Annotated in this window: 14 protein-coding genes; 10 read left to right on the forward strand and 4 right to left on the reverse strand. The window is 61.7% G+C overall.

All coding sequences use genetic code 11. The features are described from left to right. Nucleotides 1-66: 66 nt before the first annotated feature. Both AC3IT6_RS15605 and AC3IT6_RS15610 read left to right on the forward strand, forming a co-directional pair. Nucleotides 67-1,539: a nucleobase:cation symporter-2 family protein gene (locus AC3IT6_RS15605; protein WP_056727487.1), complete on the forward strand. Its 1,473-nt coding sequence runs from the start codon at nt 67-69 to the stop codon at nt 1,537-1,539. A 57-nt stretch (nt 1,540-1,596) separates the two neighbouring features. Further along, nucleotides 1,597-2,085 (forward strand): LEA/WHy family protein, encoded by a 489-nt coding sequence (locus AC3IT6_RS15610; protein ID WP_489350911.1) that lies wholly within the window; start codon nt 1,597-1,599, stop codon nt 2,083-2,085. Between the two features lie 17 nt (nt 2,086-2,102). Here the strand turns inward: AC3IT6_RS15610 and AC3IT6_RS15615 are convergent, their stop codons facing one another. After that, nucleotides 2,103-3,119 carry an AraC family transcriptional regulator gene (locus AC3IT6_RS15615; protein ID WP_489356583.1) on the reverse strand — a complete coding sequence of 339 codons (1,017 nt, stop codon included), beginning with the start codon at nt 3,117-3,119 and terminating at the stop codon, nt 2,103-2,105. Between the two features lie 269 nt (nt 3,120-3,388). Then, on the reverse strand, nt 3,389-4,732 hold the full coding sequence (gene pssA / locus AC3IT6_RS15620; protein WP_489350913.1) for a CDP-diacylglycerol--serine O-phosphatidyltransferase: 1,344 nt from the start codon (nt 4,730-4,732) through the stop codon (nt 3,389-3,391). A gap of 216 nt (nt 4,733-4,948) precedes the next feature. Here pssA and AC3IT6_RS15625 point away from each other — a divergent pair, with 216 nt between their 5' ends. The 3 genes from AC3IT6_RS15625 to AC3IT6_RS15635 all read left to right on the forward strand — a co-directional run bounded on the left by AC3IT6_RS15625 (nt 4,949) and on the right by AC3IT6_RS15635 (nt 7,028). Next, nucleotides 4,949-5,512 carry a TetR/AcrR family transcriptional regulator gene (locus AC3IT6_RS15625; RefSeq protein ID WP_489350915.1) on the forward strand — a complete coding sequence of 188 codons (564 nt, stop codon included), beginning with the start codon at nt 4,949-4,951 and terminating at the stop codon, nt 5,510-5,512. Nucleotides 5,513-5,567: 55 nt separating this feature from the next. Further along, on the forward strand, nt 5,568-6,044 hold the full coding sequence (locus AC3IT6_RS15630; protein ID WP_223448780.1) for a nuclear transport factor 2 family protein: 477 nt from the start codon (nt 5,568-5,570) through the stop codon (nt 6,042-6,044). A gap of 204 nt (nt 6,045-6,248) precedes the next feature. Next, nucleotides 6,249-7,028: a TSUP family transporter gene (locus AC3IT6_RS15635; RefSeq protein ID WP_150723998.1), complete on the forward strand. Its 780-nt coding sequence runs from the start codon at nt 6,249-6,251 to the stop codon at nt 7,026-7,028. Here AC3IT6_RS15635 and nudC read toward each other — a convergent pair. Both nudC and AC3IT6_RS15645 read right to left on the reverse strand, forming a co-directional pair. After that, a complete protein-coding gene (gene nudC, locus AC3IT6_RS15640) occupies nt 6,996-7,826 on the reverse strand; it encodes an NAD(+) diphosphatase (protein ID WP_223448779.1) in 831 nt (276 codons plus the stop codon). The two genes, AC3IT6_RS15635 and nudC, sit on opposite strands and share 33 nt — an antisense overlap. A gap of 6 nt (nt 7,827-7,832) precedes the next feature. After that, the gene (locus AC3IT6_RS15645) at nt 7,833-8,645 is read right to left on the reverse strand and encodes a crotonase/enoyl-CoA hydratase family protein (RefSeq protein WP_150724000.1); all 813 of its coding nucleotides are present in this window, start codon (nt 8,643-8,645) and stop codon (nt 7,833-7,835) included. A gap of 558 nt (nt 8,646-9,203) precedes the next feature. Here AC3IT6_RS15645 and glgA point away from each other — a divergent pair. The 5 genes from glgA to AC3IT6_RS15670 are packed head-to-tail and all read left to right on the forward strand — an operon-like array spanning nt 9,204 to nt 17,805. Then, nucleotides 9,204-10,787 (forward strand): glycogen synthase GlgA, encoded by a 1,584-nt coding sequence (glgA, locus tag AC3IT6_RS15650; protein ID WP_489350918.1) that lies wholly within the window; start codon nt 9,204-9,206, stop codon nt 10,785-10,787. 12 nt (nt 10,788-10,799) lie between these two features. Beyond that, entirely contained in the window at nt 10,800-12,596 is a 1,797-nt protein-coding gene (treZ, locus tag AC3IT6_RS15655) for a malto-oligosyltrehalose trehalohydrolase (protein WP_489350920.1), read from the forward strand. Continuing rightward, nucleotides 12,593-14,671, forward strand: a complete 2,079-nt coding sequence (malQ, locus tag AC3IT6_RS15660; protein WP_489350922.1) for a 4-alpha-glucanotransferase — start codon at nt 12,593-12,595, stop codon at nt 14,669-14,671. The genes treZ and malQ overlap by 4 nt, the downstream gene beginning before the upstream one ends. Further along, entirely contained in the window at nt 14,668-17,463 is a 2,796-nt protein-coding gene (locus AC3IT6_RS15665; protein ID WP_489350924.1) for a malto-oligosyltrehalose synthase, read from the forward strand. The genes malQ and AC3IT6_RS15665 overlap by 4 nt, the downstream gene beginning before the upstream one ends. 21 nt (nt 17,464-17,484) lie before the next feature. Further along, complete coding sequence (locus AC3IT6_RS15670) at nt 17,485-17,805, forward strand: DUF2934 domain-containing protein (RefSeq protein ID WP_489350926.1); 321 nt, start codon at nt 17,485-17,487, stop codon at nt 17,803-17,805. Nucleotides 17,806-17,855 lie beyond the last annotated feature (50 nt).

The following is a 17,855-nucleotide window of genomic DNA, read 5'->3' on the forward strand; positions in this document are numbered from 1 at the left end:
CGGGCGGTTCTGGCATCCTGCGCCTCCATTTTCTGACCCGGCCCGCCTTCTGGCACGCAAACCACCATGACCGCCTCCGAAAAAGCCCCCGCTCCACGCCACAGCGACCTGATCTACGGCCTCGATGACCGCCCGCATCTGACCGCCACCGTCTTCGCCGCCCTGCAACACGTGCTCGCGAGTTTCGTCGGCATCATCACCCCGACGCTGATCATGGGCAGCGCCCTGGGCCTGCAAAGCGAAATTCCCTACCTGATCAGCATGGCGCTGTTCGTTTCCGGCCTGGGCACCTTCGTGCAGGCGCGGCGCTTCGGTCCGGTGGGCTCCGGCCTGTTGTGCCTGCAAGGCACCAGTTTCTCGTTCATCAGTGTGATTCTCAGCGCCGGCTTCATGGTCAAGGCCCGGGGCGGCGGCACCGATGAGATTCTCTCGACCATCTTCGGCGTGTGCTTTTTTGCCGCGTTCATCGAGGTGGTGTTGAGCCAGTTCATCGGCAAGTTGCGCATGCTGATCACCCCGGTGGTGACCGGCACGATCATCACGCTGATGGGCTTGTCGCTGATCAAGGTGGCAATGACCGACATCGCCGGCGGCTTCGGCGCCCCGGATCTGGGGGCGGCCAGTCACCTGGCCCTGGCAGCGCTGGTACTGGGAACCATCGTGGTGTTGAACCGGGTGGACGTGCCGTTTTTGCGTCTGGGAGCGATTGTCATCGGCTTGACCCTGGGCTACGGAGTGGCATGGCTCATGGGCCAGGTCGATTTCAACAGTCTGCCCGAAGTGCCGCTGATGAGCGTACCGGTACCCTTCAAATACGGGTTCTCCTTCGATTGGGTGGCGTTCATCCCGGTGGCGGTGATTTTCCTGGTGTCGCCGCTGGAGGCCGCCGGTGACCTCACGGCCAACTCGATGATCTCCCGGCAACCGGTCAAGGGCCCGGTGTACATTCGCCGGATCAAGTCCGGCCTGCTCGCCGATGGCCTCAACTCGGCCATGGCCGCGGTGTTCAACAGCATGCCGATGGTGACCTTCGCCCAGAACAACGGGGTGATCCAGCTCACCGGCGTGGCCAGCCGCTACGTGGCGTTTTTCATTGCCGGATTGCTGGTGGTGCTTGGCCTGTTCCCGATGATCGGCGCGGTACTGCAATTGATGCCGAAACCGGTGCTCGGTGGCGCGGAACTGGTGATGTTCGGCACCGTTGCGGTGGCCGGGATCAAGATTCTCGCCGAGGCCGGCCTGCATCGGCGCAACATGCTGATCGTGGCGATTTCCATCGGCATGGGCCTGGGCGTGGCTGCCGTGCCGGAAGTCTTGCGTGAACTGCCCAAGGCCCTGCACAACATTTTCGAATCGCCCATCACCGTCGGCGCGCTGTGCGCTATCGTTCTTAATATCTTCCTGCCCGAGGAATTCATCGAACTGGAAGAGGACGAATTCGATCCGGAGGCCTCGGTGCTTCAGGTCATGCAGAACCCCGATGTGACCGCCAGGGATGAACCCGCAAAGCCTGCGATGGTCGCACAGTCGAACCACTAGACGGACTCAAGGGCTGAGCCGCTGGCGGTTCAGCCTTTTTCAGACGAGAGCACGTCCATGCGCAGCCTCCACGCGGTCCTGATTTCCCTCCTGCTCTGCCTGAGCGCCTGCTCTTCGCTGCCCAATCGAGACCCGTTGAGAATCAACGTCGTGGGTGTCGAGCCCCTGCAAGGCGAGGGCATGGAAGTGCGCTTTGCCGTGAGAATCCGCGTGCAGAACCCCAATGACACCACCCTCACCTACAGCGGCGTCGCCCTGGACCTGGACATCAACGGCCAGCCCTTCGCCTCTGGCGTCACCGATGAGAGGGGTACGATCGGGCGTTTTTCCGACACCGTCGTCAGCGTGCCGGTCAGTGTTTCGGCGTTGTCGGTGATCCGCCAGACCTATGGCATCAGCCAGATGAAAACGCTCAACAACATGCCCTACGTCCTGCGCGGAAAGCTCTCGGGTGGGGTGTTCAACACGATGCGTTTCGTCGACAGTGGCACGCTCAATCTGCCGGGATCGACTACGGGCAGCCGTTATAGGCCTGCGAAGAAATGACCGTTGCGCCGCTGAACTTACTCAGTGTCATTGAGAATCAGGCTGCGGTAATGCCCCGGATTTGATCCCGACCACTTGCGAAACGCCTTGTAGAACGAACTGACGTCAGCGAACCCGAGCCGCGTGGCGATTTCGCTGAAACTGATCGCGGGTTCGGCCAGCCAGACAATCGCCAGCTCCTTGCGCACGCCGTCCTTGAGGCCTTGATAGGTTTGCCCTTCTTCGGCCAGTCGACGGCGCAAGGTTGAAGCCGACATGCACAGGCGTTGCGCCAGGGCTTCGGTTTCCGGCCAGTGTTCGGCCGGCAGGTGGCGCAGATCGTGTTTGATGCGACTGGCCAGGCTCTGCGGATCGCGGTACTTCACCAGAATGTTCGCCGGCGCACGGGCCAGGAATCGCTCGAGTTCTTCAGGGCTGCGCTTGATGGGCAGGTCCAGGCAATCGGCGGAGAAAATCATCCGCGTGCGTGGGCGGTCGAAGCGCAGGTTCTCGGAAAACATCACTTGATAGTCATCGCAGAAATCCGGCCTCGAACAGCGCAGTTCGATGGCCAGGATCGGAATCCGCCGTCCTGCCAGCCAGCAGGCAACGCCGTGCACGATCATCCAGTAGGTGAAATAGGTGAAGGCCCGGCGCGGGTCCTTGTCGTCCTCCAGCAGGACGATTTCCGCCAGGCTTTGCTGACGCACCAACTGCGCCGGCAGGTGTTCGAGGATCAACGACAAAAACCCCAGGCCGCTGGCCACTCCCGCCGCCACGTTGGGCTGGAGCATGGCGCTGCGACACAGGAACGCAAAGCTGCCGGATTTGAGTTTGCGTGGGTCCATGCCAAAGAACTCATCATCGCCGCGCCGTGCCAGCAACCGCCACAGCCGCGCATAAGCCGTGGCTGGAACACGGGCGTCGGCGTTGCCCAACAACTGCGGGTCGATGCCGACCTTGCTCAACACTTCATCCGTGGCGATGCCTGGCGCGCAGCTTTGCAACAGTGCTTCACGCACCAGTTGAATGGAGATGGTGTCTTTTTCCGACATGGATCGCGGCAAGCCCTGTTCTTGTTCGAGTGGGGGGCATATTAGCTGAAACCGCTACCTCAACGCAGATCCCTTGTGGGAGCGGCGGTGCGGCGATCCGACTTGCTCGTGAAAGCAGTGTGTCAGTCGCTGATGTACTGAAAGTGAAAACGCCTTCGCGAGCAAGCCCGCTCCCACACTGGATCTGCGTCGTTCACAAATGCTGTGAACAGCCCGGATTCCTGTGGGAGCGAGCTTGCTCGCGATTGCTTTCCTGAGATCCACCGGCTTTACAGAATGCGATAGAGCAACCGCTCGATCCGCACACGACTCACGCGCTTGAGGAACTTGGCCACGCCCGCCGGGTATTCGGCCAGGGTTTCCAGGTTCTGGAAGTGCTCGATGCGACGGGTGTGCTGGAAGATCTCTGCCAGCTCTTTGCGACGCGGCTCCAGCAGTTCGCCATGGGGATCATCGATCAACAAGGCGTTTTCCAGATCGAGTCGAAACGCCCGCGGGTTGAGGTTGTTGCCGGTCAGCAAGGTATAGCGCCGGTCGATCCACATGCCCTTGAGGTGATAGGTGTTGTCGCCATCACGCCACAGGTGCAGGTTCAACTGGCCGCTGTCGATGTTGCGCTGATGACGCTTGGCAAACCGGCGCAAGCTGATTTCGTACAGGTACGGCAGCGCCGAAATGACCCGGAACGGTTCACTCGGCGGAATGTAGAAGTCGTTGGCCGTCTTGTCGCCGACCACAATGTCGATTTTCACCCCACGGGCCAGCGCGCGGTTGATCTCGCGGATGATCGCCAGCGGCAGGTTGAAGTACGGGGTGCAAATGATCAGTTGCTGCTGGGCGCTGGCGATCAGTTCGCAGATCACCCGGTTCAGCGGATTGTTCTTGCCGACGCCAAGCAGCGGGCTGACGGACAAACCGGTCCTGTCGGTGGTGCCCAGCGTGGTGTCGTACGCCGCGTGCTTGAGGCGGCTGCGCAGATCACCGATGTCATTGCGCAGGCTGCGGGTGGTCGGCAGGTTCGGCAGGTCGAGGCGGTGCACCGCCTTGGACGCCACCAGGCCGTGCTGCACCAGGTGCTGCATCGAATCGGCCAGTTCACGATTGTGCAGCAGGTGATAGCGGTCGTAGCGGTACTTGTCAAACTTGTGCAGATAGACATTGTTCAGGCTCGCGCCGCTGTAGATAACGCAGTCATCGATCACGAAGCCTTTAAGGTGCAACACACCGAACAATTCGCGGGTTTGTACCGGGACGCCGTAGATCGGCACTTCGCTGGCATGGGTGCGGGTCATTTCCTGATACCAGGCGGAGTTGCCCGGTTGCTTGCCGGCACCGATCAGGCCGCGCTGGGCGCGCAGCCAGTCGACGACGACCACCACGTCCAGTTCCGGACGCGCCAGTTTGGCCGCGTGCAAGGCATCGAGAATTTCCTGGCCGGCCTCATCCTGTTGCAGGTACAGCGCAACGATGTAAATGCGCCGGGTCGCGCTGGCGATTTTCTCCAGCAGGCAACGACGGAATTCGGCAGCGCCGGAAAGGACGCTAACGGCATCGGCCGTCAGCGGAAAACTGCGCAACTTGGGCAGCAGGGAGCGTTTGAAAAACGACGGCATAGGGCTCGCAATGGGTCGAATCCGAAGAACCCGTGAGCTTACACCATCGATTGCCTTGGGTCTTGTTACTGTCTGTAATGCCCTCTTCGCGAGCAAGCCCGCTCCCACAGGGGACCGTATTTCAATTGTGGGAACGAGCCTGCTCGCGATGGCATTTGCGCGGGCAACAAAAATATCCACTTGACCAAGGAGAACGATCGTTCTACTGTTCGCCACATGAACGAAATCACTAGCAATGACACACGCGACATCATTCTGGATGTCACCGAAAAGTTGATCTACAAAAGTGGCATAGCCGCCACTGGCATGGATCTTCTGGTGAAAACCGCCGGCGTCTCCAGAAAAAGCATCTACCGCTACTTCGCCAACAAGGACGAACTGGTGGTGGCTGCCCTGCAACGCCGCGACCAGCGCTGGATGCACTGGTACAGAGGCGCAGTCGGCCAGGCACAAACCCCGGCCGAACGACTGCTCAACCTGTTTACCGTGCTCAAGTCGTGGTTCGCCTGCGAAGGTTTCCGCGGCTGCGCTTTCATCAACACCAGCGGTGAAACCGGTGACCCGCAGGACCCGGTGCGCCTGGTCGCCAAAGAACATAAACAGAAGCTGCTCGACTACCTGTGCGAGCTGTGTACCGAACATGGCGCCGAGGATCCGCAGCTGCTGGCCAGACAGCTGCTGATCCTGATCGACGGTGCCATTACCGTGGCGCTTGTAATGGGTGATCACAGTGCCGCCGATAATGCGCAATGCATGGCGCGAAAGTTATTGGACCTGTAGCAACCTGATCAAGCTCGACAGTTGTTTGAACATTAACTTGATACGGAGACTTTAAATGTCTAATGCAGAAGTTCGTCCGCCATTACCCCCTTTCACCCGTGAATCGGCGATTGAAAAAGTTCGCCTGGCCGAAGACGGCTGGAACTCTCGCGACCCGGAGCGCGTGTCCCTGGCCTACACCCTGGACACCCAATGGCGCAACCGCGCCGAGTTCGCCCACAACCGCGAAGAAGCCAAAGGCTTCCTGACCCGCAAATGGGCCAAGGAGCTGAACTACCGGCTGATCAAGGAACTCTGGGCGTTCACCGGCAACCGCATTGCCGTGCGTTATGCCTATGAATGGCACGACGACTCGGGTAACTGGTTCCGCTCCTACGGCAATGAAAACTGGGAGTTCAACGAGGACGGCCTGATGGCCCACCGCTTCGCCTGCATCAACGACATGCCGATCAAGGAAAGCGAGCGCAAGTTCCATTGGCCGTTGGGGCGTCGGCCTGATGATCATCCTGGGTTGTCGGATCTGGGCTTGTAATTCAGCTTCACGCTAAACCTGTGGGAGCGGGCTTGCTCGCGAAAGCGGTGTGTCAGCCAACATTTATGCTGGATCTGGCGGCCTCTTCGCGAGCAAGTCGGATCGCCGCACCGCCGCTCCCAGATTGGTTTTGTGTTGTGCAGGTGGTTAAGATGCTGCCCTTCCCTGCAGCCTCTTTCTGCACCCGCCGAATAAGCCGAGCCCATGCCTTTCGAACTCAGCGTTGACCTCTCCACCCTGGCCATCCTGGCCCTTGTCGCTTTTGTTGCCGGTTTCATCGACGCCATCGCCGGTGGCGGTGGGCTGTTGACCACCCCCGCCCTGTTGACCGCCGGCCTGCCGCCGCACCTGGTGCTGGGCACCAACAAACTCAGTTCGACCTTCGGCTCGGCGATTGCCAGTTTCACCTTCTACCGCCGCAAGCTGTTCCACCCCGCGCAATGGGTGCACGCCATCGTCGGTACCCTGGTCGGCGCGCTGACCGGTGCCGTGGTCGCGCATTACCTGCCAGCGGAATGGCTGAACAAAATGCTGCCGGTGATCGTCTTCGCCTGTGGCGTTTATCTATTGTTTGGCGGCACGCCGAAAGCGCCGCTGGACAGCAACGCACCGATCAAGAAAAAGTGGCAGTCGACCCAAGGCTTCAGCCTCGGCTTCTATGACGGCGTGGCCGGTCCCGGCACGGGCGCGTTCTGGACCGTGAGCAGCCTGCTGCTCTACCCCGTCGACCTGGTGAAAGCCAGCGGCGTGGCGCGCAGCATGAACTTCGTCAGCAACGCGGCGGCGCTGTCGATCTTCATCTTTTCCGGTCAGGTGGACTGGGTCATCGGCCTGTGCATGGGCTCGTCGTTGATGGTCGGCGCCTTCTTCGGCGCCCGCACCGCCATCAGTGGCGGCGCGAAATTCATTCGTCCGGTGTTCATCACCGTGGTGCTGGGCCTGACCGTGCGTCTAGCCTGGCAGCACTGGTTCAGCGTGGCCTAAGCGCCGCGCCACATAGACGTCGATCAGGTAACGGGCAATCGAGCGTGACGCCGGCAACGGCGGCAGCTCGTGCACGTTGAACCACTGGGCGTCCTCGATCTCGTCTTCCTGGCAGACGATCTCGCCACCGGCATATTCGGCATGAAAGCCGAGCATCATCGAGTGCGGGAACGGCCAGCACTGGCTGCCCATGTACTGGATATTCCTGACCTCGATGCTCACCTCTTCACGAACCTCGCGAATCAGACAGTCCTCGGCCGATTCGCCAGGTTCGGCGAACCCGGCCAATGTGCTGTAGACACCGCTGACAAAACGCGGCGAGCGTGCCAACAGCACTTCATCGCCTCGAGTCACCAGTACGATCATGCTCGGCGAAATCCGTGGGTAGCTGCGCAGATCGCACGGCTGGCAATACATCGCCCGTTCGCGCGGCACCTGGGTCATGGCCTGACCGCAGTTACCGCAAAAGCGGTGTTCGCGGGCCCAGGTGCCGATCTGCGCGGCGTAACCGAGCACCTTGTAGACCGTGTGATCGCCTTCGAGCATGAACGCCCGCAGGCCTTTCCAGTTGCAACCCGGCACTTCGCTATGACTGCGCAGTTCCAGCAGATAGACCGGCTCGCCGTCGAGATGACCGATGCCATGTTCGGCAAGAATCGGCAGGTCCTGACGCTTCAGCCATTCGCGAGCGAACAGTGCGCCATTGTCATCGAACAGAAAGCCTTCGGGGCTGCGCGCAATGGCCCAGCCGCCGGGTTGATCGGTGTCCAGTACTGCGGTGGTCCAGCGAGGAATCATGGTTAATCAATCCAGAAATTCGGGTTTCTGTTTGCTCATATGGGCGGCCATGGCCACGCGCAGATCGGTGGATTGCAGCATGGCGGCGTTCCAGGTGGCGATGTATTCGAGGCCGTCATCGATGCGATGGTCACGCATGTAGCTGATCATCTCCTTGGTGCCGGTGACGGCAATCGGCGACTTGCTGGCGATTGTGCAGGCAATGCCCATGACGCCGTCGAGCAGGCTGGCGTTGTCGCTGTAGACGCGATTGACCAGGCCCATGCTCCGCGCTTCGTCGGCGCCAAACGTGCGACCAGTGTAAGCCAGTTCGCGCAGCATGCCGTCACCGATGATCCGCGGCAAGCGTTGCAACGTGCCAACGTCGGCGGCCATGCCGATGTCGATTTCCTTGATCGAGAACTGTGCATCCTCGGCGGCATAACGCATGTCGCACGCGGCAATCAGGTCGATGGCGCCACCCAGGCAGTAACCCTGAATGGCCGCAAGCACCGGTTTGCGGCAGTTATCGACCGCATTGAACGACGCTTGCAGGGTGAGGATCTTGCGCCGCAACAGGCGCGCATTGCGGCCCACGTCCTTGCCCAGTTCATTGGCCACACCGGCCAGCATCATCAGGTCGATCCCCGAGGAGAAATGCTTGCCTGCCCCGCTCAGGACCACCACGCGCACTTCATCGGTGTCGTCGATCCATTGGAAGATCTCGACGATCTCGCTCCAGAACGCGGCGTTCATCGAGTTGATCTTCTCCGGACGGTTGATCTGCACATGGGCGATTTTATCGACCAGTTCGACGTTGAACGCTGTGTACTGAGACATGCCAATGATCCTTTTGCGGGCAAAAATGAGGCCCGAACTATAACAAGGCACCAAGGTGGGCAGTAAGGCAGTGGTTCGGCCAAATGCAGGACTCAAAAATACGCGCCACAACAGTGCATGCCTGATAAATCACGTCGCACATTTATGTGACTGCCCAGTGACTTTTTGAGGCCAAAACGCAAAAAAACATGCACTTCGTCGGGGCGTTTGCACCTCGATCAGGCACGTCCGTACCGCTACAAACCGATTGTCGAACAATTTTGCCATCTGCCCTTTACCGCTCTAAGTTCTGGCCTAGACTCATTTTCTCAAAGCGAAACTGGTCGGTCACAAAATGGAAAAATAGTCGAAACTTTTTCCAATCCCGATCGGTCCTCTGACAAGAAGGTGCGTTGCGACTGGTGCAATCTTTGCAACGGCTGATTCAACCCTTTTGCCTAGACGCATTGGGCAGCGCTTGCTCACTGATGCGTAGCGCGTTTGCGCCGGCCACGGGAATTGGCCATGGAACACCGTTTGCCAGACCTAAGAATTAGATCAACAACACGGGAGATTCATATGATCAGTACGGCTTTGGAAATACAGGGAGAGCGTGCTCATCAGGTCGGCGAATCGAGCGCCGTAACTGCCGCAAACACCCAACCCGTCAGCGTTCCAGGCACCAGGACGTTGACCCCGGCAGCCAACCGGAATCCGAACCGTAAAAAAGTCCTGTTCGTCACCTCGGAAATTGCCGACCTGGTGAAAACCGGTGGCCTGGGCGACGTTTCCGCGGCCCTGCCACGGGCCATGGCCCATCTGCACGATGTACGGGTGTTGATCCCCGGTTATCCGCAGGTGCTGCACAGCGAGAACCCCATCCATATCATCGGTGAGCTTGGCGGTCATGCTGCGCTGCCACCGTGCAAGATCGGGCGCATGGACATGCCCGACGGTCTGGTCATTTACGTGTTGATCTGCCCTGAACTCTACGAGCGCGAAGGTTCGCCCTACGGCGCCAACAACGGCCGCGACTGGCCGGACAACCATATCCGTTTCGCCCGCCTGGGCCTGGCGGCTGCCGATATTGCCGCCAACCTCGCGCAGATCCACTGGTGCCCGGACCTGGTGCACGCCCACGACTGGCCCGCCGGCCTGGCCCCGGCCTACATGCACTGGCGTGGGCAGCGCACGCCCACATTGTTCACCATTCACAACCTGGCCTATCAAGGCGTGACCAGCCTGGGCTCGTGCCCCGAACTGGGCATTCCCCATCACGCACTGCAACAGGAAGGCATGGAGTTCTACGGCAAGATGTCGTTCCTCAAGGCCGGCATGGCCTATTCGAGCCACATCACCACGGTCAGCGCGACCTACGCCCAGGAAATCACCACCCCGGATTTCGGCTGCGGTCTCGACGGGTTCCTCGCCGCCAAGACCCAGCAAGGCCTGCTCAGCGGCATTCCCAACGGCATCGATGAAAGCTGGGATGCGGCGACCGATCCGCACCTGTTCCGCCCGTTCAACATCGGCGACTGGGATGGCAAGGCCGTAAACGCCGCCCATGTCCGCGAGCTGTTCGGCCTGGAAGATTCCGAAGGTCCGCTGTTCGCCGTGGTTTCACGCCTGGTCTACCAGAAAGGCCTGGACCTGACCGAAGCGGTGTCCGAGTACATCGTCAAAAACGGCGGGCAGATCGCGATCATCGGCCGTGGCGAGCCAGAAGAAGAACAATCGATGCGCGAACTGGCCCTGCGTTTCCCCGGGCAGATCGGCGTGCGCATCGGCTTCAACGAAACCGACGCCCGGCGCATGTTCGCTGGCAGCGACTTCCTGCTGATGCCCTCGCGTTATGAGCCATGCGGCCTGAGCCAGATGTATGCCCAACGCTTCGGCTCGTTGCCGGTGGCACGCAACACCGGTGGCCTGGCCGACACCATCGAAAACGGCGTGACCGGCTTCCTGTTCGATGAATCAACGGTGAAGAGCTACCAGGAAGCCCTGAGCCGCGCGTTCAAGGTGTTCGCCTTTCCCGACCTGCTGCACGCCATGCGTTGCCGGGCCATGGCGGCGCCGTTCAACTGGTGCAAGGCGGTCGAACCCTACGCCGAGCTCTACGAACAGCTTGTGGCTAAAGCATTGGGGAAATCGAACAAACAGTAAGAGGCTTTCAAGATGCCGTTACGGACCCTTGAGACCTGGCCCCACGGCGCAATCATGCTGGACGCAGAGCACACGCGATTCGCGTTGTGGGCGCCAGATGCGTTCTACGTCAGTGTCGAACTGGAAAATGGACAGTCCTTGCCGTTGCTGCCCCAGGCCGACGGCTGGTTCGTGAGCAACACCCGATGCGCGGCGGGCACGCGTTACCGCTACAGCATCGACGGCGAACTGGAAGTGCCCGACCCGGCCTCCCGCGCTCAGGCCGGCGATATCGACCGGCACAGTGTGGTGGTCGATCCGCTGGCCTATGCCTGGCAACACAGCGCCTGGTTGGGTCGGCCGTGGAACGAGGCGGTGATCTACGAATTGCATGTTGGTGCGCTCGGCGGCTTCAGCGCCGTCGAGCAGCATCTGGCACGCCTGGTCGAACTGGGTGTCACCGCGATCGAACTGATGCCCGTCGCGCAGTTTCCCGGTGAGCGTAATTGGGGTTATGACGGCGTCCTGCCCTATGCACCCCAGGCTTCCTACGGCTCACCCGAGCAGCTCAAGCACTTGATCGACACCGCCCACGGCCACGGCCTGGCGGTGATTCTCGACGTGGTCTACAACCACTTCGGCCCGGACGGCAATTACCTGCATCGTTATGCCAAGGGCTTTTTTCGCGAAGACAAACACACGCCGTGGGGCGCGGCCATCGACTTGCGCCGTCGCGAAGTGCGGGACTTCTTCATCGAAAACGCCTTGATGTGGCTGCTCGAATACCGTTTCGACGGTTTGCGCCTGGACGCGGTGCACGCCATCGACGACCCGGATTTCCTCCAGGAGCTGGCACGACGGGTGCGCCAGCAGACGGGACCGGCGCGGCACGTCTGGCTGATGGTGGAGAACGAACACAACCAGGCCGGCTTGCTCGAACAGGGCTACGACGCGCAATGGAACGATGACGGCCACAATGCCCTGCATGTGTTGCTGACCGGCGAAACCGAGGCCTATTACGCCGACTACGCGCAAAACCCCACCGAACAACTGGCGCGCTGCCTGAGCCAGGGTTTCGTGTTCCAGGGCCATATCAACCGTCATGGTGTGGCGCGCGGTGAACCCAGCGGGCATCTGCCGCCCAGTGCATTCATCCTTTTTTTGCAGAACCATGACCAGATCGGCAACCGGGCCTTCGGCGAGCGCCTGCATCAACTCGCCCACCCGCAAGCGCTGCGGGCCGCCACCGTATTACTGCTGTTGTCGCCGATGATTCCGCTGCTGTTCATGGGCGACGAGTTTGCCGTCGAGCAACCCTTCCTGTTTTTCACCAGCCATCACGGTGAATTGGCCAAACAGGTTCGCGACGGCCGGCGCAACGAGTTCGCGGCGTTCAGCGCCTTTGCCGACCCAAAACTGCGCGAACACATTCCGGACCCGAACGATCCGCAGACGTTTGCAGCGTCCCGCCCGGTCCTGCCATCGACCGGCCATTGCGAGATGCACGACCTGTATTGCCGACTGTTGCAGATCCGTCACCGGCACATCATCCCGCGCCTGCCGGGCGCCCAGGCACTGGGCAGCGACGTACTGGGCGAAGGCGCGGTCAGTGCATCCTGGCGCTTGGGCGATGGCAGCCAGCTGCGCATTGACCTGAACCTCAGCGCCAGCCCCGTAGTCCACACCTCACAGACCGATGCCATGTGCTTGTTCGAATACCCGCCACAGAACTCCGACCTGCCGGCCCCAAACACCCTTGCCCCGTATTGCGCGCTCGTCAGCCTCGCCGCTGCAGCCCCCTTTGCTACCTCGTTTGGAGAGCGTCCATGAGTGATGCGCAACTGGAAATCCTGGCCAGCCGTGCCGGCCTGGCCGTCGACTGGCTCGACGCCAACGGCCGCCCGCAAAAAGTCGCGCCGTCCGTGTTGCGCAACGTGCTGACCGGCCTTGGTCACCCGGCCGGCAGTGCCCAGGAAATCGACGCCAGCCTGCTGGAGTTGCAGGCGGTGCAACAGACCCATCACCTGCCGCCATTGATCACCGCCGATGTCGGGGCGGGCCTGGACCTGGCGCGTTTTTTCGAGCCTGGAACCCCTTGCGAAATCCACCTCGAGGACGGTTCGCGGCTCAGCCTGAAACTGGACGCCAACGCGGTGCTGCCGGGGCTGGTACCGGTCGGCTATCAACAGGTCAGCATCGACGGACAAAGCTTCACCCTGGCCGTGGCCCCGGCCCGTTGCTACAGCGTGGCCGATGCCGTGGACAACCCGATTCCCCGTGCCTGGGGCCTGAGCGTGCAGTTGTATGGATTGCGCCGCCCCGGCGATGGCGGGTTTGGTGACACCCAGGCGCTGGAGGACCTTGCCCGGGTGGCCGGCGAGCGTGGCGCCGAGGCGCTGGCGATCAGCCCCTTGCATGCGATGTTTTCCAGTGACAGCCAACGCTACAGCCCGTATTCGCCATCCAGCCGTTTGTTTCTCAACAGCCTTTACTGCGCCCCCGGCACCATTCTCGGCGAACGCGCACTGCGCACCGCCATCGATGCAACCGGACTGGCCATTGAACTCAAGGCGCTGGAAGAGCGCCCGTTGATTGACTGGCCGGCCGCCGCCGAAGCCAAGCATCGGCTGTTGCAGTCGCTGTACGAAGGTTTCGTCCAGGGCGAACACCCCTTGCACGAAGACTTCAGCAGTTTTCGTCACGCCGCCGGCGAAGCGCTGGAAAACCATTGCCGCTTCGAAGCCATTCAGGAGGCGCGCGCTGCCCGCGGTGAACACCTCGACTGGCGGCAGTGGCCCGAACCCTGGCGCAATCCGCGCAGCGCCGAACTGGCGGCATTCGCCGAAGAAAATGCCGGGCGCATTGGATTCTTCGCCTTCTGCCAGTGGCTGATCACGCGCTGCCTGGAGCGTGCGCAAACCGCCGCCCGCGCCAGCGGCATGAGTATCGGCCTGATCGCCGACCTGGCCGTTGGCGCCGATGGCGGCGGCAGCCAGGCCTGGAGCCGTCAGGACGAACTGCTCGCGTCCCTCACCGTCGGTGCGCCACCGGATATTCTCAACCGCACGGGCCAGGGCTGGGGGATTTCCGCGTTCTCCCCTGAAGGCCTGGTGCGCAATGGTTTCCGGGCCTTCATCGAAATGTTGCGGGCCAACTTCGCCCACTCCGGAGGCTTGCGCATCGATCACGTCATGGGCTTGCAGCGTTTGTGGGTAATCCCCAATGGCTCGCCGCCGGCCGACGGCGCTTACCTGTACTACCCAGTGGACGATCTGCTGCGCCTGCTGACCCTGGAATCCCATCGTCACCAGGCCATCGTCCTCGGCGAAGACCTCGGCACCGTACAGGACGGCCTGCGGGAAAAACTCATCGCCCGTTCAATGCTCGGCATGCGGGTGTTGCTGTTCGAACAGGACAACACGCACTTCAAGCCGATCCTCGACTGGCCGGACAACGCCCTGGCCACCACCAGCACCCATGACCTGCCGACCCTCAACGGTTGGTGGCATGGTCGCGATATCGACTGGAACGCCCGGCTCGGCCTGGTCGATGCCAGCGCAGAAATCGAATGGCGTCAGCACCGCGAGCGCGAGCGTGAAGGCCTGCGCCGGGCGTTGAGCCAGGACCCGCAAAACTTTCGCGAAGAGTCCCACGAAACCGACCAGGTGCTCGATGCCAGCGTGCGCTTTCTCGGTCATACCCGCGCGCCGTTGGTGCTGCTGCCGCTGGAAGATGCCCTTGGCGTCGAACAACAGGCCAATCTGCCGGGCACCATCGATACTCACCCGAACTGGTCGCGGCGCTTGCCCGGATACAGTGAGGCCCTGCTCGATGGAGCGGATGCCGCGCGACGCCTGGAACTGCTCGCCTGCGCGCGACTGCAGGCGGCCGAGCGTGATCGATGACCCAGGTGCCGACCCGACCTCTGCGCGCCACCTTGCGCCTGCAATTTCACCAAGGCTTCACGCTCGAAGATGCGGTGCCGCTGGTGCCGTATTTCGCCCGCCTCGGCATCAGCCATGTCTACGCCTCCCCGCTGTTGCGTGCCCGCGCCGGGTCGATGCATGGCTACGACGTGGTGGACCCGACCCGGGTCAACCCGGAACTGGGCGGAGAGGCGGCGCTGCGCAGCCTGGTCACTGCCCTGCATGGACACAACATGGGGTTGATCCTCGACATCGTCTCCAACCACATGGCGGTCGGCGGCAACGATAATCCCTGGTGGCTGGATTTGCTGGAGTGGGGACGCCTGAGTCCCTACGGCGAGTTTTTCGACATACAGTGGCACTCACCCGACCCGTTGATGGAAGGCCAGTTGCTCCTGCCGTTTCTCGGCAGCGACTACGGCGTCGCGTTGCAGGACGGCACCCTGCCCCTGCGCTTCGATGCCTGGCACGGCACCTTCCATGTCGAGCACTACGAACACCGTTTTCCGATTTGCCCCAGCGATTACGGGGAACTGCTCAGGACCGATGCGCCGCTCGATACACAGCAGGCCGAACAACTGAAAAACCTGGCCGATCGCTTCAGCACCTTGAGCTATCAGACCGACGCCCACAGCCTGGCCCTGCCGCTGAAAGCGGAACTGCGCGATCTGCTCAGCGATCCGGCCCTTGCCCACGCCATCGAGCAGCACCTGAACAACTACGACTCACTGACCGGCGAAGGCTTCCAGCGCCTGCACAACCTGCTGGAGCGCCAGAGCTATCGCCTGGCCAGTTGGCGCACCGCCGCCGATGACATCAACTGGCGGCGCTTCTTTGATATCAATGAACTCGGCGGACTGCGCGTCGAGCGCCCCGCCGTGTTCGAAGCCACCCACGCGAAGATCTTCCAACTGGTGGCTGAAGGGCTGATCGACGGGTTGCGCATCGACCACATCGACGGCCTCGCCGACCCGCGGGGCTACTGCCGAAAACTGCGTCGCCGGGTCGACAGCCTGTCGGCGGGCCGCCACCTGCCCATCTATGTCGAAAAGATCCTCGGCGAAGGTGAAACCCTGCATCGCGACTGGTCGGTGGATGGCACCACCGGTTACGAGTTCATGAACCAATTGTCACTGCTGCAACACGATCCACGGGGCGCGCAGACACTGGCCGAACGCTGGCAGCGTCACAGCGAGCGGCCCGCCGACTTCTCCCGGGAAGCTCAACTGGCGCGCCAGCAAATCCTCAGCGGTTCCCTGGCCGGAGATTTCGAAAGCGTTGCCCAGGCCTTGCTGCAAGTGGCCCGGGACAACCTCATGACCCGCGACCTGACCCTGGGCGCCATTCGCCGGGCCTTGCAGGCGCTGATCGTGCATTTTCCGGTGTACCGCACCTACATCAGCCCCCTTGGCCGGTCGGCCCGGGACGAGACGTTTTTCCGCCAGGCCATGGACGGCGCCCGCCAAACCCTCGGCGAAGCAGACTGGCCGGTGCTCGACTGCCTGGCCGGCTGGCTCGGCGGTGAACCCTGGCGTCAGCGCCCGGCCGGTCGCGAACGCAAACGCCTGAAGCACGCGTGCGTACGTTTCCAGCAACTGACCTCGCCGGCAGCGGCGAAAGCGGTGGAAGACACCGCGTTCTATCGTTCGGCCGTCTTGCTCTCGCGCAATGACGTTGGCTTCAACACCGAACAGTTCAGCGCACCGCTCGCCGACTTTCATCAGGCCTGCATCGAGCGCCTCGACACCTTCCCGGACAATCTGCTGGCCAGCGCCACCCACGACCACAAGCGCGGCGAAGATTCACGGGCGCGACTGGCGGTACTGAGCGAGCGCAGAAGCTGGTACGCCGACCAGATCGGCCTGTGGCGCGCCCTCGCCCGGCCTTTGCGCAACGACGATCAAATGCCATCGGCGGGCGATGAGTTGATTCTGTACCAGACGATCCTCGGCAGTTGGCCGCTGGAGTTGGCTATCGATCATCTGCCGGCACTCGAGAACTACGCAAAACGCCTCTGTCAGTGGCAACGCAAGGCCCTGCGCGAAGCCAAGTTGCAAAGCAGCTGGAGCGCGCCCAATGACATTTACGAGCAAGCGAGCGAGGACTTCATCCAGCGCCTGTTGCTCAGCCCCGAAGGCGAGCTGCTGCGTGCCGCCCTGGTCAAAGTTGCCCGCACGATTGCCGCCCCCGGTGCACTCAACGGTTTGGCGCAAACCTTGCTGCGCATGACTGTGCCCGGGGTGCCGGATTTGTATCAGGGCAACGATTTCTGGGACTTCAGCCTGGTCGACCCGGACAACCGTCGCCCCGTCGATTACGCCAGCCGCCAGCAGGCACTGCAGCAAGCGGTGGACCTGCCGGACTTGTTGCAGAACTGGCGTGACGGGCGCATCAAGCAAGCCTTGATTGCGCGCACCTTGAGCCTGCGCGCCGAGCATGCCGAGCTGTTTCGGCGTGGCACCTACCAGGCTCTGGAAGTGGTGGGCAGCGAGGCCCATCGAGTGCTGTGTTTTGTCCGTGAACAGGAGGGAAAACGCGCCATCGTGATTGTGCCGATACGTTGTGCCGAACTGCTGGAAAACGGTGCCGAACCACAGGTCCACGCGCCGCTGTGGGGCGATACCCGGGTCAAACTGCCCTTCACCGTCCCTGACGAACATCTGCAGGGACTTTTTTCCGGCATCACAGTCACAAAACACAGGGAGCTGCCGATCAGCGCCGCGCTGGGGGATTTCCCGGTCAATCTCATTTTTCAAACTGCCCACACTTGAGTTCAGTTCAGGAGCATTGCAATGAGTACCGACGATAAACGCATCCGCGAATTTGCCTATCAGATCTGGGAATCCGAAGGAAAACCCGAAGGTCAGGAGGCCCGCCACTGGGAGATGGCGTGCAAACTGGCAGAAGCCGAAGCCCTGGCCCCGAAACAACCGGCCAAGGCAACCGCGAGCAAAACCCCGGTGAGCAAAAGGGCCAATGGCAAGGCTGGCGATGCCAAGGTCGCCGCGCCAAAAACCAAGGCCAAACCGGCGGCGGCTTCAAAGGTAATCCCGCCGGGGGAAAAGGCCCTCGAGAAAAAGCCCCGGGCTGCGCGAAAACCGCCGGCGATTTGAATATGTCTTGAGGCCCCTTCGCGGGCAAGCCCGCTCCCACAGTGTTTGAA

Source organism: Pseudomonas sp. KH_017 (assembly GCF_057840285.1).